The 26,653-nt window shown below is 49.6% G+C and carries 21 protein-coding genes; 11 read left to right on the forward strand and 10 right to left on the reverse strand.

Translation table 11 applies throughout. From position 1 onward, the window contains the following. Positions 1 to 115 precede the first annotated feature (115 nt). Complete coding sequence (locus KDK13_RS05620; RefSeq protein WP_257283972.1) at positions 116 to 1,498, forward strand: hypothetical protein; 1,383 nt, start codon at positions 116 to 118, stop codon at positions 1,496 to 1,498. 145 nt (positions 1,499 to 1,643) lie between these two features. Here KDK13_RS05620 and yacG read toward each other — a convergent pair whose 3' ends face one another. Together yacG and KDK13_RS05630 are read right to left on the reverse strand one after the other, a co-directional pair. Beyond that, positions 1,644 to 1,847: a DNA gyrase inhibitor YacG gene (yacG, locus tag KDK13_RS05625; protein ID WP_257283973.1), complete on the reverse strand. Its 204-nt coding sequence runs from the start codon at positions 1,845 to 1,847 to the stop codon at positions 1,644 to 1,646. A 156-nt stretch (positions 1,848 to 2,003) separates the two neighbouring features. After that, positions 2,004 to 2,891 (reverse strand): outer membrane protein assembly factor BamD, encoded by an 888-nt coding sequence (locus KDK13_RS05630; RefSeq protein ID WP_257283974.1) that lies wholly within the window; start codon positions 2,889 to 2,891, stop codon positions 2,004 to 2,006. Positions 2,892 to 3,277: 386 nt separating this feature from the next. Between KDK13_RS05630 and rluD the strand changes: the two genes are divergently transcribed. After that, positions 3,278 to 4,282 carry a 23S rRNA pseudouridine(1911/1915/1917) synthase RluD gene (rluD, locus tag KDK13_RS05635; protein WP_257283975.1) on the forward strand — a complete coding sequence of 335 codons (1,005 nt, stop codon included), beginning with the start codon at positions 3,278 to 3,280 and terminating at the stop codon, positions 4,280 to 4,282. After that, positions 4,279 to 5,031, forward strand: coding sequence for a peptidoglycan editing factor PgeF (pgeF, locus tag KDK13_RS05640; protein ID WP_257283976.1), 753 nt, complete (start codon positions 4,279 to 4,281; stop codon positions 5,029 to 5,031). The genes rluD and pgeF overlap by 4 nt, the downstream gene beginning before the upstream one ends. Positions 5,032 to 5,202: 171 nt before the next feature. Here pgeF and KDK13_RS05645 read toward each other — a convergent pair whose 3' ends face one another. Then, a complete protein-coding gene (locus tag KDK13_RS05645; protein WP_257283978.1) occupies positions 5,203 to 5,664 on the reverse strand; it encodes a hypothetical protein in 462 nt (153 codons plus the stop codon). Positions 5,665 to 6,000: 336 nt separating this feature from the next. On the opposite strand from KDK13_RS05645, the gene clpB reads away from it, so the two are divergent. The 3 genes from clpB to KDK13_RS05660 all read left to right on the forward strand — a co-directional run bounded on the left by clpB (position 6,001) and on the right by KDK13_RS05660 (position 10,186). Next, positions 6,001 to 8,583 carry an ATP-dependent chaperone ClpB gene (clpB, locus tag KDK13_RS05650; protein WP_257283979.1) on the forward strand — a complete coding sequence of 861 codons (2,583 nt, stop codon included), beginning with the start codon at positions 6,001 to 6,003 and terminating at the stop codon, positions 8,581 to 8,583. Between the two features lie 208 nt (positions 8,584 to 8,791). Further along, a complete protein-coding gene (locus KDK13_RS05655; protein WP_257283980.1) occupies positions 8,792 to 9,595 on the forward strand; it encodes a Cof-type HAD-IIB family hydrolase in 804 nt (267 codons plus the stop codon). A gap of 48 nt (positions 9,596 to 9,643) precedes the next feature. Further along, on the forward strand, positions 9,644 to 10,186 hold the full coding sequence (locus tag KDK13_RS05660; protein ID WP_257283982.1) for a methylated-DNA--[protein]-cysteine S-methyltransferase: 543 nt from the start codon (positions 9,644 to 9,646) through the stop codon (positions 10,184 to 10,186). A 60-nt stretch (positions 10,187 to 10,246) separates the two neighbouring features. Here KDK13_RS05660 and rnt read toward each other — a convergent pair whose 3' ends face one another. After that, positions 10,247 to 10,846, reverse strand: coding sequence for a ribonuclease T (rnt, locus tag KDK13_RS05665; protein ID WP_257283996.1), 600 nt, complete (start codon positions 10,844 to 10,846; stop codon positions 10,247 to 10,249). A 195-nt stretch (positions 10,847 to 11,041) separates the two neighbouring features. After that, the gene (pyrC, locus tag KDK13_RS05670; RefSeq protein ID WP_257283984.1) at positions 11,042 to 12,079 is read right to left on the reverse strand and encodes a dihydroorotase; all 1,038 of its coding nucleotides are present in this window, start codon (positions 12,077 to 12,079) and stop codon (positions 11,042 to 11,044) included. Positions 12,080 to 12,378: 299 nt separating this feature from the next. Between pyrC and KDK13_RS05675 the strand changes: the two genes are divergently transcribed. Next, complete coding sequence (locus KDK13_RS05675; RefSeq protein WP_257283985.1) at positions 12,379 to 13,593, forward strand: argininosuccinate synthase; 1,215 nt, start codon at positions 12,379 to 12,381, stop codon at positions 13,591 to 13,593. A 656-nt stretch (positions 13,594 to 14,249) separates the two neighbouring features. Here KDK13_RS05675 and KDK13_RS05680 read toward each other — a convergent pair. Together KDK13_RS05680 and KDK13_RS05685 are read right to left on the reverse strand one after the other, a co-directional pair. Beyond that, complete coding sequence (locus KDK13_RS05680; protein ID WP_257283986.1) at positions 14,250 to 14,438, reverse strand: hypothetical protein; 189 nt, start codon at positions 14,436 to 14,438, stop codon at positions 14,250 to 14,252. Between the two features lie 15 nt (positions 14,439 to 14,453). Continuing rightward, positions 14,454 to 16,472, reverse strand: a complete 2,019-nt coding sequence (locus KDK13_RS05685; RefSeq protein ID WP_257283987.1) for an ankyrin repeat domain-containing protein — start codon at positions 16,470 to 16,472, stop codon at positions 14,454 to 14,456. Positions 16,473 to 16,874: 402 nt separating this feature from the next. On the opposite strand from KDK13_RS05685, the gene KDK13_RS05690 reads away from it, so the two are divergent. Both KDK13_RS05690 and KDK13_RS05695 read left to right on the forward strand, forming a co-directional pair. After that, positions 16,875 to 18,092, forward strand: a complete 1,218-nt coding sequence (locus KDK13_RS05690; protein ID WP_257283989.1) for an ankyrin repeat domain-containing protein — start codon at positions 16,875 to 16,877, stop codon at positions 18,090 to 18,092. Positions 18,093 to 18,422: 330 nt separating this feature from the next. Then, entirely contained in the window at positions 18,423 to 19,295 is an 873-nt protein-coding gene (locus KDK13_RS05695) for a TIGR02452 family protein (RefSeq protein ID WP_257283990.1), read from the forward strand. Here the strand turns inward: KDK13_RS05695 and KDK13_RS05700 are convergent. Together KDK13_RS05700 and KDK13_RS05705 are read right to left on the reverse strand one after the other, a co-directional pair. After that, the gene (locus KDK13_RS05700) at positions 19,231 to 20,403 is read right to left on the reverse strand and encodes a TatD family hydrolase (protein ID WP_257283991.1); all 1,173 of its coding nucleotides are present in this window, start codon (positions 20,401 to 20,403) and stop codon (positions 19,231 to 19,233) included. The two genes, KDK13_RS05695 and KDK13_RS05700, sit on opposite strands and share 65 nt — an antisense overlap. Before the next feature lie 190 nt (positions 20,404 to 20,593). Further along, positions 20,594 to 21,997 carry a protein kinase gene (locus KDK13_RS05705; RefSeq protein WP_257283992.1) on the reverse strand — a complete coding sequence of 468 codons (1,404 nt, stop codon included), beginning with the start codon at positions 21,995 to 21,997 and terminating at the stop codon, positions 20,594 to 20,596. A gap of 467 nt (positions 21,998 to 22,464) precedes the next feature. Between KDK13_RS05705 and KDK13_RS05710 the strand changes: the two genes are divergently transcribed. Next, entirely contained in the window at positions 22,465 to 23,262 is a 798-nt protein-coding gene (locus KDK13_RS05710) for a hypothetical protein (RefSeq protein ID WP_257283993.1), read from the forward strand. Positions 23,263 to 23,426: 164 nt separating this feature from the next. Further along, entirely contained in the window at positions 23,427 to 25,382 is a 1,956-nt protein-coding gene (locus tag KDK13_RS05715) for a hypothetical protein (protein WP_257283994.1), read from the forward strand. A gap of 20 nt (positions 25,383 to 25,402) precedes the next feature. Here the strand turns inward: KDK13_RS05715 and mltC are convergent, their stop codons facing one another. Further along, positions 25,403 to 26,521: a membrane-bound lytic murein transglycosylase MltC gene (gene mltC, locus KDK13_RS05720; RefSeq protein ID WP_257283995.1), complete on the reverse strand. Its 1,119-nt coding sequence runs from the start codon at positions 26,519 to 26,521 to the stop codon at positions 25,403 to 25,405. Between the last annotated feature and the right edge of the window lie 132 nt (positions 26,522 to 26,653).

Raw genomic sequence — 26,653 nt, forward strand, 5'->3', positions numbered from 1 at the left:
GGCTTACTTAATTTCTAAATAAGATAGTTGACCATTGAACCAAATCATAATTTTCCTCTCTAAGACATCAGTATCAATTACATAAATAGTCAGACAACAAATAGAGGAAGTTATTATGCCTGGTACAGTTGGTGCACCACAAGTAACCATTGTTGAACCCCGTAACAGAGATTGGACCATCGTGAGGTGGTGCCACAAAGTGGCCGACAGCGTTTCCAGTAAATTTGAACCAGGAAGCACAGTGGGTAAATGGCTTGGACGAGCAGTTGCTGCAGTCTTCGTGCCCTTTGGAATCATTCCTTCGCTGGTGGGTGATGCCATCCATGGTATCAGAAGCCTTCATGACAGGCATGTGGAAAAGAAAGAAGTAATCGAAAAGAAAATTCCAACCGAAGCGGAATTTGAAGTGCTGAAAGCAGAGAAGGAAGCACTGATTAAGAGACTTTCTGCTGCAGAAGCGCAAGTCAAGAAAGAAAAGTATTTAAATTTTGACCTCAATAACCATGCTGAAAGTCAATTTAATGCTTTGGTTCGTAATGCCCATGAAGATCAGGCTGTTCTCAGGCAGCAGGCGGAATTGGATAAGGCTGCTCTGACCAAGAAGGCTAATGAGGCATTCCTTAAAGAGCAGGATTCGAAAATACGTTGTATTCACAGAAAAAATGATGAGCTTCAGGCCAGGGATGCGCAAATTAAATGTCAGTCAGAAAAACTGAATGATCAGGAGCAGAAGCTGTCAGAACAGACCGCTAAAATCGACGCGCTTCAAAATGCATTGGATGATAATGTTGCAAAAGTAGAAGAGCTTAAGGTGGACCGTGATCACTTCATGGCGGCATCAATTAGCAAAGAGCTAAGGGCTAAATTTCTGTCAAGCCAGTTGGCGGCTGAATGTAACAGACCCTGGCAAGACAAATATCTGCAGACGCTTTTGGAAGGTATGGGGGATTGTCCTGAGACAGGCGCTGTTTCAACATTTACAGATGGCAACGGTCAGGATGGGCAAAGTGTTGAGTTAAGTTTCACTGTACCAGGCGCTGGACAAGCTGAAAAAAGAGTCGTCAGGCTCACTCAGAGCAAGGTCCCTGAGTTTATTGAACGGCTGAAGCAACTTGATAACGAAAGGCTGCAGTTGGAAGAAAGCGCTGATCGTCTTGTGAGGTTGCCAGAACTGCTGAGGTCACTGGATAAATTCTGGGTAGGTTATGATATGGCCAGTGAATACAGCACAACTGAAGCTGGAGTGGAAACGGGTGAAACTGATGCTACTGATTCCAGTAGCGATATTTCAGTATTCTCAGATGAAACCGCAGCAGATGACGATGTTCAGTCTGAACATGACATTGACGCTCGAATTCAAGACCTGCTCACGCCCAGCGATCAGGAAGCCCTTAAAGACTCCTTCCTGAATGAAAGAAGTGATTCAGATACTAAGGAAAATTGGACATTTGTCGATGTCGAGTTGGATGATGAAAATAACTCAGGAACTTTCGCTTGATATCAAACTGGGGGTTGCCTGAGGCAGCAAGGTTTGAATAAACGGATCCATAAACCGGGGGAGACCCCGGTTTTTTTGTTATTGGCTTTCATATTGTCTTGAAAACCCACGTCCAGCAAGAACAGAGTAAATATGGCATCACTGCCTAATGGCGGGTGGGTAAGTCATCATCAAGTTCCTGGGACATGAGGTCATCAAAGGCCGGATCTCCCGGAATGGTATGTTCTTCTTTGGCCCATGCACCAAAGTCAATCAGCTTGCACCGTTCTGAGCAAAAAGGCCGGTACTTGCTTTCGGGAACCCATTTCACGGCTTTTCCGCACTGTGGGCATTTAACGGTTTTGGTCATGCTTTTAACCAGATAGCCTTGAGAAAGTGATATCGCCTTAGACTATCCGGGAATAGGCGATCGCTATTACTGGATAGTCTGCTTACAGTACTTGCTTAAGTTAACCGAACCAATTCTGAACTTACCAGCACCACTAATCAGGCATGCCCATGGTGGTCAGTTCACTACCGGCGGTTGTGGGGGCGGGGCATCCTGAACTTTGGGTTTGGAACTGCCAATCAAGCCGAAGGTTAACGTGCTCCAGATCGATGGGTCCACATCTTCAAAAACCTTGTAACCAACAAAATTGCCATTCTTGTCCAGTGCCGGGTGGTTCGGGTAGTTTAGCCGCAATACCTCCAGTGCCTCTCCGGCAGGTTCTGGCAGTGCCAGGTGTTGATAGCCTTCTACCATAATGGCCAGGGCTTCGGGAACGGCAGGCGTCTGCTGCATATTCTCGACAACATAGCGACCACGGTTGACCGCAGCAACATAGGCCTTGCGCTTGAGATAATAGTTGGCCGCATGAATTTCGTACTCTGCCAGCCGGTTACGGAGGGCGACCATACGCTGGCGGGCATCCGGTGCGTATTTACTGTCAGGATAGCGACTCAGCAATTCAGAAAACTCGTTAAAAGATACCCGGGCCTGGCCTGGGTCACGACGGGTCAGATCCATTGGCAGGTAGCGTTCCAGCAGGCCCATGGACGCTGTGTTAGACGCCAGCCCTTTCATATAAAAGGCATAGTCGGCATCAGGGTGTTGTGGGTGCAGGCGGATAAAGCGGTCAGCTGCCGCCCTGGAGGCTTCAGGTTCGGCATTTTTGAAATAGGCATAAATGATATCAAGCTGTGCCTGTTCAGCAAATGCTCCGAAGGGGTAGCGGGACTCCAGGGTCCTCAGTGATTTAATGGCTTCAGCGTAGCGGCCGTCATCAAGAGCCTTACTGGAGAGCTGATAAAGTTCTGCCTCAGACAGGGATTCCGGAAGTTGTTCTTGATCTTCGGTTGATGCACAGCCTGCCAGGATGATGGCTGCAAACACCATCAAAATGGATCTCGTCACAAACGAGGACCGTAACCGGGTCAATTTTTCAGTCAAGATTGTCATGGTGGTGATTGGTTTCCGTACTCTTTGCACATCATTTGCACATCAGCGGCTGCCGGGGAATCAAGTGACTGAAGTGAGCCATGAACAACGGGACTTATCACAGTGTTAACGATAAGGTACATCATTTTCTGTTGCTCTCGACAACCACTCAGGCCTAAGAGACTTCTTGTGATAAACTCTTCGAACCGATAAAAAGGCTTGTTTAAACCTGCGTTTAAACCTGCATTTAAACATAGTATGCCGGAAAACGAAAAGACAAGATTTTCCGGCCTCTTTGTTACAACCATGTGCTGTCTGATTTGTCGGTAGTGAAAGTAGATTTCCGGATTGAGTGTTGCTGAATGGGCGAAGTTAGTAAACATCCTATTAAAGATCTCATTGAAGAGAGCGTCACGGTGCCTGATGATCAGGGGGGGCGTCGATTTGATCAGATAGCGGCGGCCTGTTTCCCGACGTTTTCCAGGGCCCGTCTGCAGGACTGGATTCGTGAGGGTTTTCTGGTGGTGGATGGCAAGGCCCGTAAACCGAAAGAAAAACTCTATGGTGGCGAAAAGTTATCTCTGTCGGTTGAGGTTCAGCCCGAGGGGCAATGGGCAGCGGAAAATATCCCGTTGGATATTGTTTATCAGGATAACGAGATCATGGTGATCAATAAGCCTGCCGACCTGGTGGTTCATCCCGCTGCGGGAAACTATACCGGCACGCTGCTCAATGCCCTGTTGTATCACTACCCGGATAATGCCGCTTTGCCCCGGGCCGGAATCGTGCACCGGCTGGATAAGGATACCACCGGCCTTATGGTCGTTGCCCGTTCTCTGGCAGCGCATACCGATCTTGTTGCACAGCTGCAGGACCGAACGGTTCATCGCGAATATGAGGCCGTTGTGCGAGGTGTAATGACCGGAGGTGGTGTGGTTGATGCGCCGATCGGCCGACACCCGCAAAACCGCTTGAAGATGGCCGTCGTTCGGGGTGGAAAGCCTTCTGTAACCCATTACCGGGTAGTAAAGCGTTATCAGGCTCACACGCATATCCGGCTTAACCTGCAAACCGGTAGAACGCATCAGATTCGTGTGCATATGAGTCACCAGCACTTCCCCCTGGTGGGTGATGACCTTTATGGTGGCGGGCTTAAGTTGCCCAAGTCATGTCCGGCCGCGTTGGAAAAAGTGCTGAGGGCATTCAGGCGTCAGGCCCTTCATGCCCGTCAGCTTGGTCTGATACACCCGGTGACGGGAGAGTATATGGAATGGGAGGTGCCCTTGACCGTTGATTTCCGGGCGTTGTTGGACAGCCTGGGCGAAAATGAGCCGCTCTCTAATGGAAGCAGAGGAGATTATGAGTGAGCAGTGAGCGCTATCTCTGGGCTGACTGGCCTGCGCCGGACGGTGTTAAAGCATTAGTGACTACCCGAAAGGGGGGGCTGAGTGAAGCGGGTTATTCCAGCTTCAACCTTGGGCTTTACTCGGGTGATGACCAGGAAACGGTTCGGGCAAATCGGCAGCTGCTTCAGCAGGATCTCGATCTTGAAAAATCCCCACTGTGGTTAAAGCAGGTGCACGGTGTTGAGGTTGCTGATGCCAATGCTGATCACCAGGAAACGGAAGCAGACGCTTCTGTTTCCCGCCAACCGGGATCAGCCTGTGCTGTGTTAACGGCCGACTGCTTGCCGGTTCTGTTCTGTAACCTGGATGGAACGGTGGTGGCTGCGGCTCACGCTGGCTGGAAAGGGTTAGTGGCCGGGGTTCTTGAAGCGACGGTTAATTCCATGGAAGTGCCTCCGGAAACAGTAATGGCCTGGTTGGGACCTGCCATCGGCCAGCATAATTTCGAGGTTGGACCGGAAGTCAGAGAGCAGTTCCTGGCGCAAGACAGTGGTTGTTCTGATGCATTCAACCCCGGAAGTGGTGATCGCTGGTTTGCCGATCTTTATTTTCTGGCACGCAGACGGCTGAACAGACACGGCGTTAACCAGATATACGGCGGTGGATTCTGTTCCTGTGACCAGTCTGATCTCTTCTATTCTTACCGCCGTGATGGACAGGCGTCGGGAAGGTTTGCTTCCCTGGTCTGGCGGGTGCCGACTCGGCCCTGATACAGATCTAGGAGCCTGACCGAGAATAGACTGCCCTACTGCGGTGGCAGCAAATTGGTCTGAAAAGTCGGAAATTTTTAGCAAATAGAACCACTATTCACTAAAAATTTCCGACTTTTTATCCTCAATTTTCTGCCATCCTCGCTACGGGCGCTATTCTCGGTCAGGCTCCTAGGAGGGAAAAGGTTCACCAGAATCTTCAGGAATAGCAGGGAGTGAACAGGGATATCGGTAGCTGGGCGTCTGGTGATGGACTTCCTGTTGTTTGTCGTTGCAGTGGGTAATTAAACAACGGCTGTCTTCCGGGTCATGTTTATTTGCTGGCCTGGGTATCGGTTGGAAAGTACTCAGATGTGTCGTTGACGGAACAGGTATTGTTTTTCGCCGCGCTATCTTGATCCATTCGCTGCCTGGGGGAACAGTGGGAAATTTTCTCCCTGAGTCAGCAGGCAGGTCTTTGACATCCCTGAAGAAGTGATCTGGGGAGCTTATGGTTTCTATTACTGCAAATTGCCTGTGTTTATACCCGACATTGCTGTTTTGAGGTTTTTTTTGGTAGGCATCCGGAGGGACAGAAACCTTTTGACTCTGCCGGGTTAAACTTTGCAAGGCAATACCTCCCAAAAAGTTCATTCAGATAATCTTTGATTCCTGCCATCCTCGCCACGGTATACCAGACGCGGAAATACAAAATGGTGATGATCTTCGGACAGCGCCCGGGCTGATTGGTTCCTGTTGATAAAAAAAACTTTTCGCGGCTATGATTTTTCGTCCACCCTTGAAATGTCCCATAGCCGCACTATATAAGTAGCAATCCATATGAACTTATATGAAGCCCATATGAACCCCAGGTTTCTGGCTACCCGGAAGGCTGTCCGGGAATAGTCGGGCGCTATTCCCGGACAGCCTTCCGGAAAGTTCGATTGGTACAAGAACCGGATTAGAGATCATGAGTAGGAGAAGGTCATTATGAGAATGGATCGACTGACCAGCAAGCTCCAGTCAGCCCTGTCAGATGCCCAATCGCTGGCTATTGGTAAAGATAACAGTCAGATTGAGCCCGTCCATCTTTTGCTTGCGCTTATTGATCAGAAGGGAGGCTCGGTCAAGCCTCTGCTGATGCAGGTTGGCTTCGATGTGAATACCCTTCGTGGTGAGCTGACCGGTATCCTGGAACAGCTGCCCCGGGTGTCATCGCCGACCGGTGATATTCAGACGTCCCAGGCATTGTATCGAATGCTCAACCTTGCGGATAAAAAAGCACAACAGGCTGGTGATCAGTTTATTTCCAGTGAAACCCTGCTGCTGGTCATGATGGAAGATGGTGGTCCGCTTGGTAAATTACTGGGCAGTCAGGGAGTCAGCCAGAAAGCTCTGGAAAATGCCATTAAAAACATCCGCGGTGGCGACGCAATCAACGATCCGAATGCGGAAGATAACCGCAACTCCCTGAGCAAATACACCATTGATCTTACCGAGCGTGCGGAGGAAGGAAAGCTGGATCCGGTCATAGGCCGGGATGATGAAATCCGGCGGACGGTCCAGGTTCTGCAGCGCAGGACCAAAAACAATCCGGTGATTATTGGTGAACCGGGCGTTGGTAAAACCGCGATTGTCGAAGGTCTTGCCCAGCGCATCGTCAATGGTGAAGTACCGGAAGGTTTGAAAGGGAAAAGACTGCTATCGCTGGATATGGGCGCATTGATTGCCGGTGCCAAGTTTCGGGGCGAGTTTGAAGAGCGGCTGAAGTCGGTTCTGAACGACCTGGCCAAGCAGGAAGGCCAGATCATCCTGTTTATTGATGAAATTCATACCATGGTGGGCGCCGGTAAAGCTGATGGTGCCATGGATGCCGGGAATATGCTGAAGCCTGCGCTGGCCAGGGGTGAGTTGCACTGTGTCGGTGCTACCACCCTTGATGAGTACCGGCAGTATATTGAGAAAGATGCAGCCCTTGAACGGCGTTTCCAGAAGGTGCTGGTGGATGAGCCAACGGAAGAGGATGCCATTGCCATTCTCCGTGGCCTGAAAGAGCGTTACGAGGCCCATCACGGTGTTGATATCACTGATCCGGCGATTATAGCCGCGGTCAAACTTTCCCAGCGTTACATCACTGACCGACAACTGCCGGATAAGGCGATTGACCTGATTGATGAGGCCGCCAGCCGTATTCGTATGGAAATGGACTCCAAGCCGGAAGCCATGGATCGACTGGAGCGTCGCCTGATCCAGCTGAAAATAGAGCAGGAAGCCCTGAAGAAAGAAGATGATGACGCGTCCAGGGAGCGTCTGGCCAGACTGAATGAGCAGGTTGGTGAACTGGAGCGCGAGTATTCCGACATGGAAGATATCTGGAAAGCGGAAAAAGCCCAGTTGCAGGGTGGGCAAAAGCTTCGTGAGGAAAGGGAAAAGCTGTTGATTGAGCTGGAAGCCGCCAGGCGGGCCGGTGATTTAACCAGAATGTCCGAAATTCAGTATGGAACCCTGCCTGAGCTTGAAAAACAGCTGGCACAGGCGGATGCCCTGGAAACTGGCGAGCATCAGCTGTTGAGGAACCGGGTAACTGAAGAAGAGATTGCCGAAGTGGTGTCCAAATGGACGGGCATTCCGGTTGCCAAGATGCTGGAGGGCGAGAAAGAGAAGTTGCTGCGTATGGAGGAAGCGCTCCATAAACGCGTGGTTGGCCAGGATGAGGCAGTGGTTGCGGTTTCCAATGCGGTGCGGCGTTCCCGGGCCGGGTTGGCGGATCCAAACCGTCCCAACGGATCATTCATGTTCCTTGGCCCAACCGGGGTTGGCAAGACTGAGCTGTGTAAGGCCCTGGCAGAGTTTCTGTTCGATACGGAAGATGCCATCGTCCGTATCGACATGTCCGAGTTTATGGAAAAACACTCGGTTTCCCGCCTGTTAGGCGCGCCTCCGGGGTATGTAGGGTATGAGGAAGGTGGCTACCTGACCGAAGCCGTGCGTCGCAAGCCATACTCACTGGTGTTGATGGATGAGGTGGAGAAGGCACATCCGGATGTGTTTAATATTCTGCTTCAGGTATTGGAAGATGGTCGTCTGACCGATGGTCAGGGGAGAACGGTGGACTTTAAGAATACCGTTATTGTCATGACGTCAAACCTGGGGTCCGACCTTATTCAGACATTCCAGAACAAAGAGACCGGTGAAACCGATTTTGAACAGCTGAAGAGTACCCTGATCGAGGTGGTTGGAACGCACTTCCGGCCAGAGTTTGTTAACCGGATTGATGAGGTGGTGGTATTCCATCCGCTGGGCGCCAGCCAGATTAAATCCATTGCCAGTATACAGCTGGCTAACCTGGATCGTCGGCTGGCAGACAATAATCTCAGTCTGGTGCTTTCTGATGAGGCAATGGATCAGCTGGTAAACGTCGGTTTTGACCCGGTTTATGGTGCGCGACCATTGAAGCGGGCTATTCAGCGGAGTATCGAAAATCCGCTGGCCGAAGCCATTCTGTCTGGCCGATACAAGCCTGGTGATACCATCAAGGTGGCGGTGCAGGATGGGGAACTGGCATTCGCCTGATTGACTGCTTGCATAGCTTTTATTCACTGCCTGAATAAAAGCTATGTGAATTCTCAATGACTGAGAAAACTACTGATTGAACGATTTCCCCCCGGGTTTTACTTTAGCCGTTATCTGCTTCAGGGGAGAGAAGGATTGCCTGCTTCCTGTTACTTCAGGATACTCTTCCTCCTCCTTAAATCTGCAATAGGATTTGCAAGGGGTAATTATGTATCCAGTGGTTGTATCCGATCTTGATGGGACTCTGCTTAACAAACAGCATGAGCTTTCTCCCAGAACCCGTGAAGTCATTCAGCAGCTGAGTGAGAAAGGGATCAAATTTATTTTTGCCACCGGCCGCCACTTTCAAGATGTGGAAAGAATAAGGGCACAGCTTGGCGTGGATATGTACCTGATCACCAGCAATGGTGCCAGGGTTCATAATCCAAAAGGAGAGATGATTGTTCAGCACGATATTGATCCCGGGCTGGTGCATCCATTATTGTCCCTTCGAAAACCTTTTGAGGATACGGTTCACACCAACGTTTATCAGGGTGAACAGTGGCTGGTTGAGGTTGAGCATGAGGACCTCCATGCGTTCAGTAAGGAGAGCGGCTTTACCTATCACCGGACTGATTTTGATACGGTGGCAACCACGGCCATCCAGAAGATCTTTTTTGTCGCAAAATCCCACGCTGAGTTATTGCCATTGTCTGACCGGACCCGTGAACGGTATGGTGACCAGCTCTATACGACCTACTCTCTGCCTGAATGCTTTGAAATCATGGCACCGGGGGTTTGTAAGGGGACGGCACTGGCTGAGGTACTGAAGCTGAAAGGCTATGGCCTGCAGGATGCCATCGCTTTTGGTGATGGCATGAATGACTTGGAGATGCTGTCCAGCGTCGGTAAAGGTGTGGTGATGGGCAATGCTGACCCATCCCTGGTGAACAGTCTGCCTGGTTATGAGCGTATCGGTCATTGTGATGATCACTCAGTGGCAGAGTACCTGGCGAAGCTGTACTGTATTTAACACGCTCTCCTTTTTAGTTCGGGGGACGCTGAAATTGGTGAAACGCCTATGCACGTTATGCTTGACGGGAATCCCGTCGGTTATCAATGGTTGGACTCACCGGTCGGGCGTCTCAGCGTTATGGCATCGGCCGATGGCATTGTCTCTGTTAAACGTACCAATAATCATGGCTTGCAGGCTGAAGCCAGCCCTGCTGACAATACACTGATTGTCGTACAACAGACTATTAATAATCATCTTGCTCAAGCCACAGACGAGTTGGAGGCCTACTTTCGTGGAGAGTTAACCCGATTCACCGTGGCGCTGGATCTTCATGGTACCGACTTTCAGCAGCAGGTATGGAGAGCCTTGCAACAGATTGGTTATGGGCATAGCTGCTCCTATCAGGATATTGCCAGCAGCATCAGCCGACCTAAAGCGGTCAGGGCAGTGGGGGCAGCCAATGGGGCAAACCCGGTGGCGATCATTGTGCCCTGTCACAGGGTCATTGGGAAAAACGGTAAGCTGACCGGTTATGCCTATGGGGTGGCGATGAAGCAATACCTGCTGGATCTTGAGCAGCGCAGTGGCAATAGAAAAGGGGCGGTATAATCCAGGATAATGGCTGGCTATTCAGGGTAAAGAAAAGGCCAGCCAGGCTGTCAATGGCTATCAGAGCCAGCCACCCAGGTCTTTCCAGCGGTTCACAATGGTACAGAACAGTTCAGCGGTTTTTTCCGTATCGTATCGGGCGGAATGAGCCTCTGATTTATCAAAATCAATATCCGCTTCGGCACAGGCCTTGGCCAGTACCGTCTGCCCATAGGCCAGACCGGCCAGCGTAGCGGTGTCAAAGCAGGAGAACGGATGAAACGGATTCCGTTTCACATCACAGCGCCCAGCTGCCGCCAAAACAAATCCCAGGTCGAACGACGCATTATGCCCAACCAGCACCGCTCTGTTGCATCCCTGGCTTTTTACCGCTTTACGGACTGAACGGAAAATCCGGTTGATGGCATCCTCTTCTGCCATGGCAATCCGCAACGGGTGGAAGGGGTTAATACCAATGAAATCGATAGCGGCCTTTTCAATATTGGCGCCTTCGAATGGCTTGATATGGTATGACTCCGATGGACCGGGATGGATAAATCCGTGTTCATCCATTTCGATCACGGTGGCTGCTATTTCCAGCAGTGCATCCGTAGCGGCATTAAAACCGCCGGTTTCCACATCAATTACCACGGGCAGAAAGCCGCGGAATCTGCTGGCCATGGAGTGGCTGTCATCGGCCCTCAAAGGCTTCTCCTTACTCTTTAACGGTAAAAAATACCGCTGTTTGCAACCATTTTCATGGGGCAGCAACAGCGGTATTTTCTTTTGCTCATGGCTGTTTTTGCTCATGGCTGTTTTTGCTCATGGCTGTTTCAGCTCATGGCTGTTTCAGCTCAAGGCTGTTTCAGCCCGTGGCTATGATTTGAGGCGCCAGGAAACGGTTTCACCGGCTCTCAGAGGTTTCACCCGGTTGTCACCGAAGGCAATGGATTCTGGCATGGTCCAGTCTTCTTTTACCAGGGTAATGGTGTCCTGGTTCCTTGGCAGGCCATAAAAATCGGGGCCATTGAAGCTGGCAAAGGCTTCCAGTTTATCCAGGGCGCCCATCATTTCAAAGGCCTCTGCATAGAGTTCAATGGCTGCTGGTGCTGTATAGCAGCCTGCACAACCACAGGAGGACTCTTTGGCGCCAATGGCGTGGGGTGCTGAGTCAGTTCCCAGGAAGAAGCGACGATTGCCGCTTACTGCTGCTGCCAGCAGCGCCTGCTGATGCCGGTTTCTCTTGAGAATCGGCAGGCAGTAATAATGGGGTTTGATACCACCAACCAGCATATGGTTGCGATTATACAACAAATGATGGGCAGTAATGGTAGCGCCCAGATTGTCGCCACCTTCCCCGACGAACTGTGCAGCATCAGCCGTGGTGATGTGCTCCATGATGATCTTCAGGGTCGGGAAGCGTTCTGCCAGTTTAACCAGGTGGCGGTCAATGAATGCCTTTTCCCGGTCAAAGATATCGATGTCCGCGTCAGTCACTTCACCATGCACAAGCAGAGGGAGACCGCATTCCGCCATGGCTTCCAGGGCGTCGTGAATATTTTCGAGATTGGTCACGCCGGAATCAGAATTGGTGGTTGCACCGGCAGGGTAGAGTTTAAGTGCAACCACATCACCCCGGTTATGGGCATTGAGGATGGTTTCACGGGATGTTTTATCGGTCAGATACAGCGTCATCAATGGTTGAAATGACCAATCAGCCGGTACCTGCCCGAGAATACGAGTTTTGTACTGGCTGGCCAGGTCGGCATCCGTTACCGGTGGTACCAGGTTGGGCATAATGATCGCCCGGCCAAAGGTCCTGGCAGTGGCTGCCACCGTTTCAGTCAGAACACTGCCATCACGAAGGTGGAGATGCCAGTCATCAGGGCGGGTAATGGTCAGTAATTGGCTCATTTGGGAAGGTACCTGTTCCGGTTATATGATCGAACCGGATGGGCATCCTAGCGAAAAAAAGGAAATTTTGATAGTAGGTGGCTGAGAAAATAGACATAACGGGAGTAGGTATAATCCGTGCTTCTGCCTTTCTGACTGAGATAAGCTCCAGGGTTTATCTACAACAGCCCTGGCTTGAACCAAATAATGATTAAACCATCTTGGCGAAGCTTTAAATATGAATTATTATGCATAAAAAAAGAATTTTTACCCTTTAATGTCTGCAGGTTCCTGTTGCGGCATGTAGTTGGAGTTGAGCAATGAAAAAGATTAATAAAGTCGTTCTGGCCTATTCCGGCGGCCTGGACACCTCAGTGATTGCAAAATGGCTGGAAGACACTTATGAATGTGAAGTCGTCACCTTTACGGCGGACCTGGGGCAGGGGGAAGAGGTTGAGCCAGCCCGGGCCAAGGCGGAAGCCCTTGGGATTAAGGAGATCTACATTGATGATCTGCGCGAAGAGTTTGTCCGTGACTTTGTCTTTCCCATGTTCCGTGCCAATACCATTTACGAGGGTGAATACCTGCTGGGCACCTCCATTGCCAGACCGCTTATTTCCAGGCGCCTGATTGAAATTGCCAATGAAACCGGTGCCGATGCCATCGCTCACGGTGCCACCGGAAAAGGTAATGACCAGGTGCGTTTCGAGCTGGGTGCTTATGCACTGAAGCCGGGGGTGCAGGTGATTGCGCCCTGGCGTGAGTGGGACCTTAATTCCCGGGAAAAACTGCTGGCTTATTGCGATGAGCACGGAATTGCCGTGGAGCGCAAGAAAGGCAAATCACCTTACTCCATGGATGCCAACCTGCTGCATATCTCCTATGAAGGCGGCATTCTGGAAGATCCATGGGCGGAGCCGGAAGAAGATATGTGGCGCTGGTCCGTATCGCCTGAATCAGCCCCGGATGTGCCGACCTATCTGAATCTGACCTATCGCAAAGGGGATATTGTTGCCATTGATGGGGATGAAATGACGCCAGCGCAGGTACTAGCCTACCTGAACCGTATTGGTGGCGAAAATGGCATTGGTCGTCTGGACATTGTCGAGAACCGCTATGTGGGCATGAAGTCCCGGGGCTGTTATGAAACGCCCGGAGGTACCATCATGCTGAAAGCGCACCGGGCCATTGAATCCATAACCCTGGACAGGGAAGTGGCCCACCTGAAAGATGAGCTGATGCCGCGCTACGCCAGGCTGATCTATAACGGTTACTGGTGGTCACCGGAGCGGGAAATGCTCCAGAAGATGATTGATGAAAGCCAGGAGCCGGTGAATGGTGACGTTCGCCTCAAGCTGTATAAGGGAAATGTTACGGTGGTTGGCAGGCGTTCTGACGACTCTCTGTTTGATGAAACCATTGCGACCTTTGAGGACGATGCGGGTGCCTACAACCAAGGGGATGCTGAAGGGTTTATCAAGTTGAATGCATTGCGGCTGAGGATTGCGGCGAACAAGGGGCGAAAATTAGGCTGAAAATGGCAGGTCTGCATTTTCGGATGCAGGCCATTCCCTATAATCGGCGTGTGTCGTTCATTTGTTTCACGGCACTTTCGGGCAGATTATCACCGCTGAGTTTCCTGGCTTATGATTGGCATTTCAAAAATTTATCGCTGCACTGTTACCACATAAATAATTCTGTGGATTGTGGAAGATTGTGGAACCGGTTTGGAGGCGGGAAACCCGGGAATGATGAACTTTTTTCTACATTCAGAGTCTGAATGGGCATAAAACTATTTTGGCTAATTCTATGCAACCATTGAGATCAACTGCCACAAATAGTCCGACGCCCCGGATTCAGGCAGCAGCCAATGAGCCGATGGGTGATCGAGATTCGATATTTTGTCAGCTCCGTTTTTTCGGACGTACGGTTTCACTCTCAAAAGCAACGGCTGTGTATCTGGCTGCAGGTCTTCCAGTAGGCCTGTCTGTTGCAATGACTGTTACTGTTGCGGGTACTTTCGCTTTGTCAAGTATCCCCGGGGCTTTTACAGCTTTTGCCTCAGGTGGTTTTGCAGGTAACATTTCCGGTTGTATCGCCCAGAGTGTATACCTTCGGTGTCGGCATGCAGCCCCCGCAGAACCATCAGTACAGTTATCCCGGGTTATATGTCATGCTCCGGCAGTAGCAATCAATGACGCGATAACCTTTCGATACCCCCAACAGCCACCACCATACATCCCTGAAGACCCACGAGAATTGCCTCCACCGTACGAGTCACCCCCACCATACTCCCCTCAAGAATCACCAACACCATACGCCATGGAGCAACAACTGGCAGGCACTGTGGACCCGCCACCACCATACTCTCCATGATCATTCAGACTTGCTCGTCTCAAGAAAATTCAGGCTGAACACCCGTTTCCCAGAGCAATTGATCAAGCCTTTCTTTATTGTCAGTCGATAATTCACGCACGAGACCGTGTTTATGTTGACAGATAGCTTCATGAAGTTCTCTGTGTGAATAAAGCAGTTGGCGTAATGCTTCAAAGCGATGTTCAAACAGCCAGTCATATATTCTGATATCTGAATATTGAATGGAATCGTCACCTTGAGAGTCATCTGCCTCATTTGTCACATCTGGCTCGTCAGCTTTATCAGCCGCATCAAAAACAGTTACTTTCCCGTCACTATCTTTTGCTGAAAGACAATCCAGATCCAACTCTAGCCCAACCCTGATAAAATCGGTAAAGGGTGCACTGTACCTGGCTAACATCTGATGCATAAAAGAATCTTTACATGAGTGCGAAAAAGGTTCATTCGGCAGGTGTACAAAAGGGCGAAGACTTACATCCGGATCTGGACAATGTATATCTCTGGCTTTGGCCAGCAATGCTTCCAATTTCAGCTTGTTTTGCTCACTCAAGTTGTCGGCAATGACTTCAGTGGTGCTATCAATCAGATAGAATACCTCCGCATAGCCTGTTAACAGGTTGCCAATATCCTTCGCGCGTGTTTCTATCAGTGCATCGGAAAAAGCGCCCTTCAGCGCGTCGATATTTCCGGGGAAATTGTATTTGTAGGCAGCTTTCAGGACGAAACTGCATAATTCCAGCTTTCGATTAAACCCGCTGTCTTCTTCGCCATTTTCTTCAAAAGCATTGAAACACATGGAGAGCAATGACTGGCCAGCATGATCAAGGCGGTTAATGGGCAACCCTGATTTTATCAAGTAAAGAAGAGTATCGGAATCACGATAGAAGTCATAATTATTCATGTTCCTGACAAACTCATTGAACGGAAGTATTCCTTCCCTGGTAAGGTGATTGATATCTAACCCATAGTGAGTAAGCAAATTGATGTTTTCACTGCTTAGGCGCCGGTGTTGGATCATTGAACCAATCGGACCGTAGTCGAACCTGTTGTCAGGATCATCGATGCTGGCTCCGGCCCGTAAAAGAAGCACTGCAATACCAGCCCATGATGTTCTACTCAGTGTTTCACACAGGGCTGTTTTACCGTCGTTGTTAACGGCGTCAAGGATTTCCGGACTGTCACTGGCCTTCTCCAGCAATATATGCATAAGTTCCAGACCAGTTCCAGATTGACAGGCAACGTGTAATGGCGTATTGCCAAAGCGGTCAGGAACCAGTGAGGCTCCGCGGCTCAACAGCAATTTCACCACTAAATCAGCATCCACCGGATACCGTTGCTCGCCATTGCGCCAATGAAGGCAGCTTGCTTTAGTAAACTGGTGCAGTAATGTTTGCTGCGCCTGGTTGACGGGTTGGTCGATATCAACACTTTCTTGATTCAAGTACCATTGCAGGTGGTCAAGTATATCTTGGTCGTCTACCTGCAGTGGAGAATTCCAGAACACGGTAGCATGGGAGCCATAGGCTGAAGTTTGGGCAATGTGGGAAGCTTTTTTCGCGTGAATATCAATTCTTCTATCCTGTACCAGCTTACCCAATTCCTGAGTATCAGTATTTTTAAGAAACAGGGTATTGCACTCACAGTCAGGCCGACGGGTCAACCGCATATCTGGGGTTTCACAGACAATCAGCTGATGCCCATTGAATACCTCCGTACCCTTGGGCTGTATTGACAGGTGGTTACAAACCACAACCGGTAAGGTAATTGGCTTGAATGCATTGAGATCGTCAGGAGTGACTGAGTTCATAATAGATCCGCCAGGGCGTGTGTGAAAATCAGAAGCAGCTCGCTTATAGTTCTTGTAGTCCTTGTCATTGTTAAATTGATAATAATGATCACCACTGTTTGGAAATGGCGTATCAGTTTTAATATTATCCTCAACACCAATTCGGCCATCCACTGGCCTGAATTTATCATCCGGAGAATCGCACAGTGGCGAGCGGGTCGAAATATGCAGTTCCTGTATGAGTTGTCTCAAGACAACCCGTCCGGAAAAGAATTTGTTACCTGCGCCGTTTCGAAGCGGGTTGGCAGCCATTGCTGATAATTGGCTGTTTGCGAGAGGTATTGAATGTTTAAGAGTGTTTAACGCATGTGTGTACATTGGATACTTCCTGATAAACCTTCATTTATTAGTAAATTTCATTCAAAAGAATCCATTTAAGAAACACTGGTTGATGTGCGAATATGACCAGGAGATCAGTCTGGTATAAAAACGTAAATAATCAAGTTTAGCTGTGAAAATCCCCGGGTCAGGAGTAACCCGGGTCGGTCTGGCCTGCAATAATGTGGTATTTCATTGTGTTAATTGACGTGACCGGGATAAAAGACAAAATTTGATGGTCAACAGTAAGGAAATGCCATCAGAGGTTTCAGGACTATGGATATCAGGGGTAACTATCTTGCTACGGCCGGTTCTTCATCGTCTGCTCCGGCATCCGTTCAAGCCAGTGACGAAAAAGGAAAAGGTAAAAAACCGAAAGCAAAGCGTGAACTCCCCCCCGCGCCCGGCCATGACGGCCAGACCACAAAGGGTAAAAAAAGAAAGATCACCGTACCTGAAAACAGCGCCGGACCCGTGGCTTCACATTCGACCATTGTAAACACCTCCAAACTGCTGAGTGAGCAGCAGATAGAGCAGAATGATCAACTGATTGAGGCGGCCCGGACTGGCAACATTGATGCCATTAAAGCATCGCTGGAACAGGGCGCAGATATCAATATGCACTGGTGGCATGACCACCCCATGGCAGCAGCAGCCCGGGGGGGGCACCTGGAGCTGGTGCGCTACCTGCATCAACAAGGCGCAATCATCGACCAATGTCTCCCTTCCCCGATCATTGAAGCTGCTAAACAGGGCCATGTTGACGTTGTAAGGTACCTGTATAAAGCCGGTGTCAGTAAAGACACCGACGAAAACGGCGATACCCTGATCTGTCATGCCATCATTAACGGTCACATTGACGTAGTGAAGTATTTGATTAAACACGGCGTAGACGTCAACGGCTCTGAACAGGGCATGGATACCCCCCTCTACGAGGCGGCCCGATCGGGACGCCTTGATATGGTGTCATTACTGGTTGAAAAGGGTGCTGACATTGACGGTTGCAGAAAAGGTGTCGACACCCCGATCTATATTGCAGTCAAGAATCGCCACCGTAAGATCGTGAAGTTTCTGGTTGAGCAGGGCGCCAACGTCAATGCGTCAAGCTCAGGCAGCGATACCCCGATCTATGCTGCGGTCAAGGTCCGTGACCATAAGCTGGTCAGGTATTTCCTCGAACAGGGTGTGGATGTGAATGCCAACAGTACCGGCAGCGAGACCCCGATCTGGGCTGCAGCCCAGGTCGGTGACTACGAGATGGTCAAGTACCTGCGCAGTCTTAACGCAACCTTTGAAAAAAACAGCACAAAGTATGGAACCCTGATCGCGGCAGCCACCATGGGCGGACTTATGACACTGGTTAAGGAGCTGCTGCAGGAGGGCGATTACATCAAAACCCGTGGTGACTACATTCCCCTGATGAATTTCGCCAGGGAGTGCTGGCACTACCAGCTGGAACAATACCTGCGAGAACAGTTTGAACTTTTGTCTTAGTCATGGTGTTGAATTTTGTGGTCATCCAATGATAACCCTGGATAATTTTCTGAAACATGAACTGATCACATTCGTGGGTGAAAAACAGGTATTCCTGGATCTGTTAAGTCTGTTTTTAACGAGTACAACTTCAGAAATGACAGCCTCCTGATAAGGGCGAAGACAATGGGACCCGTAGCCAGACAGCCTGCTGTAAAGCCGTCGCAAGCTTACAAGAAGAAGCAAAACGTCAGAACTTCTGGGGCGCCCGTCTTAAAACATGGGCCTTCAGATCGTCCGGGAAAATCCATTAGTACCAGAACAGTGGCATCATCGGCCAAGAGAACCGGTATGAACCCAGGGCAGGCAGAGTTCAGGAGAATCGCGCTGGAAACAGTGGCGATAATGAATTGCAAATCGTTCAGCTTAAATGGCACAACGATAAATCTTAAAGCGACCATTGATCGGTGTATTGCCAATACTCTGTTCTATGGTGCAAACGAAACCATCCCTCTGCTACCCCCTTCAAATTACTTCTATCCCCTTACCGATATTGAGGTTACGCAGGAATCGTCTCTGGCAGCATGCCAGCGGATTGCCGGGGTGAATGGCAAAGACCACGTGGCTTGCCTGAATTTTGCCTCAGCCGTTGAGCCCGGCGGCATGTTTCGGGATGGAACCAACACACAGGAAGACAGCTTGGCAAGAGCCTCCGCACTTTTTGCTTCTCTGGACAGTGACACAGGAAAGCAGATGTACATTTACAACAGGCAACATTACGGAATCCATCGGGGGCTTTACTCTGATACGATCCTCTATTCACCGGATGTGCCGGTATTTAAAGATGATCACGGCAATCCGGTATCACCTTACCTGATCTCTTTTATCACCGCTGCGGCAGTGGACCGGCCTTTCTGCAATGGCATAGCGGAGGAGACCATTCAGCAGGCAATGTATGGTCGTGCCAGAAAGATCCTGTCTGTCGCTGCCAACAATGGGGTGAAACATTTGATTCTGGGGGCTTGGGGCTGTGGTATTTTTGCCCATGACGCAGCTGATATTGCGGGGTTGTTCGCTGACCTTCTGGCTGAAGATGACTTCAAAGAGAGGTTTGTGTCTGTCACGTTTCCTGTTACTGAGCCAGCCATGCTTCAGGTGTTTAAAGACCATTTTCCGGAATCACATTCAGGAAGATTCGTCTGGCATTTTCCGTCGTGGCCTTAGCCACTTCTTCCGGATCAACCTTTAGAATCCATGCTAATGCGCAGCATACATAAGGAAGATTTGCCGGCACATTTTTTTCATACTGTGATTCCGGTTTCGTTGGCATAATGTATTTCGGTAGCAAAGACGGAGCATCAGACTCAATCATCAGTCGATCTCGAAGTCTTTCCCAACCTGCAGTGCGCAGGGCCGCAACGACGGCTGACTTGTGCGAGCCAGCAATCCACCCGGTAATCCCGATGGAGCAACCCAGGTCCAGATAAGTCTGCAATTGTTCCCAGTTGCCGGTGAAACAGTGGATACAGGCTGATTCGGCAGTGGGCAGGCGAGGGATGTATGGGCTGAGCAGATCAATAAAATCGTTATGAGCGCCACGCTCGTGGAGAAACAGTGGCTTTTGCAGTTCCACTGCCAGTTCAAGATGTTCGCGAAAAACCGCCTTCTGTACATCCTCCGGCGACGACAGATATTTATAATCCAAACCGCACTCACCTACAGCGATACATTGCCCCTGGTTGGCGGCCATAATCACGTCCCTCAGTGCCGGGCGCCCGCCGTCCCGGGCAAAATCTGAAGCTTTATGGGGATGGCAGCCGGCCATAAAATGCAATGAGCACCGGGCCGTAGCCGCACCCGTCAGCTCTTCAGGTCCTGAATCTGGCTGGGAACTCAACAGGGTCTGCGCCTGTTTCGATACAGGAATAGTGGCACCAATAATCACAATATCACCAACGCCGGATTCTGCTGCCTGACGCACAACGCTGTCAATATCTGGAAACACCGGTGTACCGTAACCCAGCAGATTGGCACCGATATCAATAAGTTTTGTCGTATAGCGGGGTTTTTCTGTCAGGAGGGGAAACTTTACCCTGGAGGAAGCAATCGGCCGGGATTGCAGTTTGATATTTTCCACAGCCCGGCCATGCCCCGTGGGATCAGTAGATTTACGCTTGCTGGACCCGGAGCAGACTGAAACCGATTTACCCGATTTGTGGGATTTATCCCGCTTCTTTCGTTTTTTTAATCCTGGGTCATCGGCGGGCTGAAGCTCCCCGGCAGTTTCGGTAGAAAGAGAGAGTCTGGATAATCCGGCATTGATTGGTGACATTAGCGGTAAAACCCTCCAAAACCTGGCATTGATAGGCGACATTACTGACGAGAACCTCCAGATATTGATAATGGTCAGTTGTTATCCTTACAGCTTGGTTAAAAAAATTAGTACATATCCGGAGGCCCTGGCTGAAAATATTCGGGAATGACTGACGGTTATTGGTGTGCGCAAAAAACCAAAACTTCCGTCACAAATTATCTTGCTGCATATAGGGATGTTGCAGTGCCTCCTTGATAGTGATTCGCTCTGCCGGGCTTGATTCGGTCAGCCTGCTGAACAGGTCCGCTGCATCCACATCATGGTCGCGCAACCTATTGCTGATTAATTCCTGTTGTTTGCTGAGTTGGTTCAATAAACAACCTTCGGTATCCAGAGAAACCTTACACTTTCCCATAGTTTCAGGATCAATCATCAGCAGAAGGGGATCGCCCAGGATGAGTTGGGCAAGCATTACACCCAGAGACCAGTTATCGGTTTTTTCACTTGATGTCTCAGCAAGGCCACAGGGGACTATCCTGGGGTTTGGACCATTGAGCAAGGAGTGATCGAGGCATGTGACAGTCCAGTCATTATTAAAATATATAAGTTTTTCTGGTGACCTGTACGCTGCTGTTCCCATGTCATGGATCCAGCCTATGGGGCCTGCCGATGCAAAGTTGGCAATTTTAATGTCACCATTTGAACTGATGAATATGTTGTCAGGCTTCAGGTCATTATGAGTCAAGCGTGCGTCGTGAATGGCTTGTACACCCTTTAGCATTTGTCTGAAAATAGACTGGGTGCGGTGTTTGTCCGGAGCTCCATCCAGACCATTTAAAAAGTCCCGGAGGGTTGAACCGAATGCTTCCATTATCAGATAATTCAGGGGACTTTCTGAAGAAGATGTACCAATAATCCTGGCAAGATATTCAGTACCGTTGCCAGAAAAGTTGCGAAGGCTGCGATTGATTAAATTTTCCTGTGCGTAATCGACCGGGTCATTGATCACTTTCATGGTGAAGGGCTGACCATCTTCAGTGGTAATTCGGTACACAGGGTTAAATCCGCCGTTATCCAGTTCAGAATGAAATCGGAAACTGGCCTTTTGTTGGCAGTACTGATTATGTGTTCCCCCTGGCCCGGAATTATCATCAATTGCTGCCAGGCAATTACCCTCTCCTGCTGAACAGGTATCTTCCTGTTTAAGAAAAGCCTGATACCAGTCCGGATAGTCAAGGCTTTTGAAATGGGTATCCAGAAAACGCTGGAAAGATTGAGAGTCAAATAAACACTCAATACTGGTTCGACTCACTGCCGGATTCCTGGTATCGGCAGATTCAATATCCTGAAGAAGCGTTAAACCGGCCTGAAGCGAATCGGAAAGAATGGGGGTTATCCTGTGATCCACAAGGGATGTTTTCGGGTTACCTTTCAGGTATTGATATCCACCTGTCGCACAAAGCAGCACAACCAGGCTTTTTTTGTAATTACTGACCAGCCAGTGGGCAAAACGAGTCGGGCAGGATTGGGACTCGATGCTGCTGGATGGAGGGGGCGACACCCCCGTCTGCCGGGTATTGAGCAAAGCTTCCTGACTGGTGTTGGTTATCATGTGGGGAAACTCCCAGTGCTATTAAGGGGCTTAATCTCCGGTGTTGCCGATCTGTAAAACCGTTACTTCCTGCCTCTGACCATAGGTTCAGGAATAAGTTCCTGAGCAATAACCATTCTGGCCCTGATGCTGGGAACAGGTGTCGTCTGTTTGTCAATAATACGTAGCTCGCAACGTATAGCCCGCAACGTATAAACCACGACGGTTGACAGATTGAATGTGTGTGCAAGGAGCCAGAAATCCTGAAAGGCATTGCCAGATAAAATGCAGAATTCCCGGAAATAATTGTTATTTCTGCAATAACTCAATGAAACTAAAATGGTTAAGGGAGGTCTGAATGGTAGTCAAAGTTACTGCCATTTTCGGGTCATTCCAAACCAGTAAAAACAGGTCATTGTCAATTGTTGAATATATTGTGAAGGCTATTGTGAAGGAATTAGTGGCGTTATGGTTCTAAGGCGGCTGTTATGAACATTACCACTTCGGGTGGATATAGATGCCAGGTAAAAAAGTCTTCAAATACAGACGACACCCATACGGCATGTAACAGGGCTAACCGATTTACGGCAACAAAAAAAACAGAGCATGGGCAGAAAGAGGCGAATCACTTTCACAGGAGAAAGAGTCAGGCTGTAACCAATGCATCCAATTTCCTGGGTGATACTGCTGATGAAGTTGTGTTGAGCGAAAAGTTCAAGAAAAGTATTACTAATTTAAACCGCTACTCTTCCATAGCTAAAAAGGAAATTGGCTTGATGGTCAGGTTTAATAATAACGATGCATTGGCTGATGTTTTCTGGAGCGAACAATACACGTTTCTTCACCAGGGCACTGTCTCCTTTGGCTTCAAAAGGGAAAAAGTGACCAGGATGGTGTTAAAAAAGGGCGTATATGATAAAAGTACAGCCCAACCTGACTTGGGAGGTCACAGTGAAGAAATATTTATCCGTTCATGGCAGGGATTATTAAAATACAATAAATGTTATCCGAAAGTGGTTGATATTGTATTGTCCCATAGTCCTTGTATGAATCATTCCGCTTTACTTTTAGATGAAGGCGGTCATTTATGGCCTGCAGGCTGTGCCCCTAAACTGTACAAATTGATTTCAGGGCAAAAACAGGTTTCCCAATGGAATATAATATATCTCCAGAAAAATTCTGAACATTGCGCTGATGCAGCAATTGCAAAACTGAATCGACATCCAAGAGTAAGAGTCTTCACCTGTGAAATCAGTACCAATATTTCACTTTCACGTGTAACTTGACAGTTTCATTTTTAATTTACTTTTGAATTAATGATCTGTTGGATTGAATTATCATAGTTTCAGAAACTCGATGACTATTTCTGATAAAAGTTCCGCATTATCCTTATTGAACTTTTATCCAATCAGGTAATCGAAAAAATATTGTTATCAAGAGCTGATTAAAAATGAATGTTTCCCCATCTGCATCCGCTTTTCATCCCGTTGCCCAGGGTACATTGCCTCCACAACCCATTGCCAGCCAGGTAACCAGGAGAATCGAGCGCAGTAATATAACCCCCGGGGACCTCGCTAAATTCCTGCAAAACCGGAAAGTGAAGGAAGTGCATGACATTGCCGCAAAAATCTGCTCGGCAGCAGGTCAGGACCCTGACTTCAACGCCCAGACACTGAAAAAACAGCTCAAGGAGTCTGGGTTCGGCGGTATAAAAAAGTCGAGTTGTGAAGGAGGCGAAAAACGCCAGTGTATTACCGGGCTGCTCCATCACCTCCAGGAGGAGTTTTTAAATCTGGGAGAGGGCGTTGATGGGCCTGAAGCCACAAAATTTTGTCAGCTTATCCGGACACCTGGCAGCTGTTTGAGCATGGGGATCGATTCCCTGATCGATGCAATCAATGTGCACAAGTTGGAGCAGGAAGCCGGTGAGCAAGTGTTGTCAGGCATGTCCCCTGGTGCTCCTTCAGGTGAGAAATTCCCTCCGGGTAATGGTGGCACCATCGGTCAGGCAATGAATCCTGATGCCTTTCATCCATTCCCCCGGGAACAACCAGTTCCGCATTATCCACCGGTAAATCCAGCCCCGTCAGCGCCCCCTGCCTATGATGCTGCCCTGGCGGAAGCCCGGGAAAGTGGACTCCCTGAACAACAGCGGTGTGCCAGAGGCCTTGATGTGTTTGCCAGCCAGCTTGGGCATTACTCGCTGGACCCATCCGGGGCCGGGACCGCCATGAACAATATGGCAGAAATCCTGCAGCGTATGAGTGGGCAGTGCGCACTGCCAAAGACGGCTAAAGTGGCAAGTGGGGAGCGGTTAACTTCCCTCGCAGAGCAGGCCCGGATGACCAAAGTGAACGTATTCCGGGACGAACGCATCGCATTGGCAGATATTGGCGTGAACATCGTCGGTAAAAACAGAGACATTCAGCCTGTTGTCACTGTTTCATGGCTAACTCTGGATAAATTCCCGGCTGAGGTTCAGGAACGTTTGAAGTTGGCGGGTATCGGGGTTGATGGCAAAGGGGATACGCAGGTACCCATCGTTCAGGTGTATCTGTGCGCCAGTAGTGAAAAGGCCCTGGAGGGTGCAGAATTCACTGTGCAATTGCACAGCATTATCGGGAAGAGGTATAAGTCGAGGTTCCTCGCCCGGGACCTGGAAAAAATGATTCCCCTCAGTGCCGCGCTGCGTATGCCCAATGGACTCAAGCAAGGTGCTGATTTTCATCAGGTGGCCTTTGCTCTTCACCAGATATCGTGGGCGTGGTGGGGAAAGGTACGGCCTGACACCATGACTGTATCCTTTTCTCATGGTCAAGGGGGGAGCAATAAGGCAGAAAGGCACAACATTGGCATTCAACAAGTGGCACCCATACTGGAAGCCATGGGGGTTGACCGCAAGACGGCCATGTCCAGGGAGGCAGGACTCGCCATTCCCTTCGGGTTTAACTTGTTGAAACAAAGTAAGGACAGTTTTGATCGACAAAGGCAAAGAAATGTGCCGGAGTCCGAAAGCGTGTCTGGTGGAAATAGCCTGTTTGGTGGGGCCAACTTTCGTGGAGGCAACTTTCGTGGAGGCGGGTTGGCTGACGAGTTTGACTTTGAATCTCTACTGGCATTTGGAGAAACCAGAGCCACCAGAGGCTTTTCTGTGCCGACCGGAGCTAATTCTGAGGTTAACCAACCAAGTACCAGTGGCATTAACCCCCTGGCGTGCACAACGGAAAAAGAATATCAAGTGGTAACAGATGGTGAGCCAGATGAACCCTTCGCATGGGTTGGTGGCATTATCTGGGTGCAGACCGTCACCAGTTTGCCAGGCATCGAAACCAGTGAAGATCTGAAACAATGGGTAGATAAGCAGAGAGTGGACCCGATAAATCCCGTGCTTCCGGGTATTTTATGAGCCGATGGTATTAGATGGCATTAAAAATTGCCCTGGTGAAAATCTTTTTGGGCCGTAGAGACTTTTTCCAGGTATCGTCTGCTTTCATCTCTGGGGTGTTTCTGTGTCAGCGCCCAATATACCTGGTCAGGCTTCAGGCCATTGATTTTCTGTACGGCGCGATCCCGGTCCCGGTCAAAGGTGGCAAACACATTACCGGCGCCGCCGTTATAAGCGGAGATAACCGTATATTTCCGCGACAGTGGGTCACTGACTTTCTTGAGGTAATGGTTTTCCAGCAGTGCCAGATACGCAGTTCCGGTGTCAATATTGTTATGGGGTTGGAATAGCCAGTTTTTACTGGGTTCTCCGGGCAGGTTTTTCACTTTGTCAAACACATCCCGACCTGCTGTTTTCGGAATGATCTGCATCAGACCATAAGCATTTGATGAGCTGACAGCATAGGGATTGAAGCTGCTTTCCGTGCGAATCACCGCGTAGATCAGGCTCTCTTCAACATGGTAAGTGCGGGCGTATTTACGGACCAGGCTGGCGTATTGGTATTGTCGTTTTGATAAGTGGTCTTCTACCAGGTTAAAGTCCACGGCGTAAACCGAGCCTTTTGGGGAATGCCGGGTGATCAGCTGGTTTTGAATCAGGTAATCGGCGTATCTCAAGGCGCGCCATTGCCAGCGGATGGGCTGGTGCTCATGATCCAGTACCTGTTCATACAGCATGGGCTCTTCACCCACCGGCACGTCCCTGTCACTGAACAGATCCACCTGGTCAGGGGCATAGGGCGTCAGTAGGATGGCGGCAATCGCTTTTCTCAGGTCAGTGCGGTCCAGGGTTTCCACATGAACTTTGCCGGATTCAAAATCAACAAAAACCCGGGTTCGATAGTGGTTGGTGTATTTCACATACTCTTTGCTGCTGGCCTTTTTTTCATCCCCCCAGGTTACCCTGGCTTCTTTGATTAACATGCGAAGCAGTGCCTCAAAGGCAATGACGTCCTTTTCATGGTTCTGACCAATGGGCTCCTTCAATGCCGGTCTGGTTGGGCAATTAGCGGGATAGCAGGTAGCCTGCCCGCCAGAGCAGCTGGTGATCAGAGGTGATGATAACGCAGTCAATAAGATGAGGTGGCGAAGACGTGGCATCGTAGCATCCAGATCGTGAATAAGTTCTGTGAATACTTTGATGGATCCACAGAGCTAACCCGGATATTTCATAAACATGCTCCCGATCTCGCTTGTCCTTTGCCGCTCTAAGGGAGTTTTGCTCAGTCGACC

This window comes from Endozoicomonas sp. SESOKO1 (assembly GCF_024606265.1).
In the GTDB taxonomy this organism is placed as follows: Bacteria; Pseudomonadota; Gammaproteobacteria; order Pseudomonadales; family Endozoicomonadaceae; genus Endozoicomonas.

What these genes read in the sequence shown, in the direction of transcription:
- rnt (WP_257283996.1), bottom strand. Translation starts at nt 10,846, where the DNA reads ATGGCCAGCAGATTCCGCGGCTTTCTGCCCGTGGTAATTGATGTGGAA.
- KDK13_RS05690 (WP_257283989.1), top strand. Translation starts at nt 16,875, where the DNA reads ATGGATATCAGGGGTAACTATCTTGCTACGGCCGGTTCTTCATCGTCT.
- KDK13_RS05660 (WP_257283982.1), top strand. Translation starts at nt 9,644, where the DNA reads ATGCACGTTATGCTTGACGGGAATCCCGTCGGTTATCAATGGTTGGAC.
- KDK13_RS05645 (WP_257283978.1), bottom strand. Translation starts at nt 5,664, where the DNA reads ATGAACTTTTTGGGAGGTATTGCCTTGCAAAGTTTAACCCGGCAGAGT.
- KDK13_RS05655 (WP_257283980.1), top strand. Translation starts at nt 8,792, where the DNA reads ATGTATCCAGTGGTTGTATCCGATCTTGATGGGACTCTGCTTAACAAA.
- mltC (WP_257283995.1), bottom strand. Translation starts at nt 26,521, where the DNA reads ATGCCACGTCTTCGCCACCTCATCTTATTGACTGCGTTATCATCACCT.
- KDK13_RS05620 (WP_257283972.1), top strand. Translation starts at nt 116, where the DNA reads ATGCCTGGTACAGTTGGTGCACCACAAGTAACCATTGTTGAACCCCGT.
- rluD (WP_257283975.1), top strand. Translation starts at nt 3,278, where the DNA reads ATGGGCGAAGTTAGTAAACATCCTATTAAAGATCTCATTGAAGAGAGC.
- pyrC (WP_257283984.1), bottom strand. Translation starts at nt 12,079, where the DNA reads ATGAGCCAATTACTGACCATTACCCGCCCTGATGACTGGCATCTCCAC.
- KDK13_RS05700 (WP_257283991.1), bottom strand. Translation starts at nt 20,403, where the DNA reads ATGTCACCAATCAATGCCGGATTATCCAGACTCTCTCTTTCTACCGAA.
- KDK13_RS05675 (WP_257283985.1), top strand. Translation starts at nt 12,379, where the DNA reads ATGAAAAAGATTAATAAAGTCGTTCTGGCCTATTCCGGCGGCCTGGAC.
- KDK13_RS05710 (WP_257283993.1), top strand. Translation starts at nt 22,465, where the DNA reads ATGAACATTACCACTTCGGGTGGATATAGATGCCAGGTAAAAAAGTCT.
- yacG (WP_257283973.1), bottom strand. Translation starts at nt 1,847, where the DNA reads ATGACCAAAACCGTTAAATGCCCACAGTGCGGAAAAGCCGTGAAATGG.
- KDK13_RS05715 (WP_257283994.1), top strand. Translation starts at nt 23,427, where the DNA reads ATGAATGTTTCCCCATCTGCATCCGCTTTTCATCCCGTTGCCCAGGGT.
- KDK13_RS05680 (WP_257283986.1), bottom strand. Translation starts at nt 14,438, where the DNA reads ATGATCATGGAGAGTATGGTGGTGGCGGGTCCACAGTGCCTGCCAGTT.
- clpB (WP_257283979.1), top strand. Translation starts at nt 6,001, where the DNA reads ATGAGAATGGATCGACTGACCAGCAAGCTCCAGTCAGCCCTGTCAGAT.
- KDK13_RS05705 (WP_257283992.1), bottom strand. Translation starts at nt 21,997, where the DNA reads ATGATAACCAACACCAGTCAGGAAGCTTTGCTCAATACCCGGCAGACG.
- KDK13_RS05695 (WP_257283990.1), top strand. Translation starts at nt 18,423, where the DNA reads ATGAACCCAGGGCAGGCAGAGTTCAGGAGAATCGCGCTGGAAACAGTG.